The organism is Lyngbya sp. CCY1209 (assembly GCF_055795065.1).
The window spans coordinates 1-353 of the sequence record NZ_JAYFER010000452.1 but is presented as its reverse complement, the minus strand read 5'-3'; the positions used below and the strand labels follow the sequence as shown (position 1 = coordinate 353).

At 44.8% G+C, this 353-nt stretch carries 1 protein-coding gene; it reads left to right on the top strand.

The window, feature by feature from the left end:
• Window positions 1-353 (top strand): group II intron maturase-specific domain-containing protein (locus AC0QHF_RS14250; RefSeq protein WP_324704887.1); only part of this gene is annotated, 353 nt, incomplete at both ends.

The following is a 353-nucleotide window of genomic DNA, read 5'->3' as shown; positions in this document are numbered from 1 at the left end:
CCAAAAGGAAAACATACATCCGGGAAGAAATCGGGGGGAAGAGGTCTACTCGGCTTCAAGACCCACATAAAACCGGATAAGGAAGCAATCAAAGCCCACATCAAAAAGGTTAAAGAGGTGATTAAGAAACACAAAACATCACCTCAAGCCGCCCTGATTAAAGAACTCAACCCTATCATCACAGGATGGGCAAGATACTACTCAGGGGTAGTCTCCAAGGAGATTTTCAACAAGCTAGGTAATATACTCTGGCAACAACTGCGGGCATGGGTAGTGTCACGATGCGGAATTGCCAATTACAAAACGCTCAGAAAATACTACCGAACAGGTATGACAAAATTGAGCAACGGGGA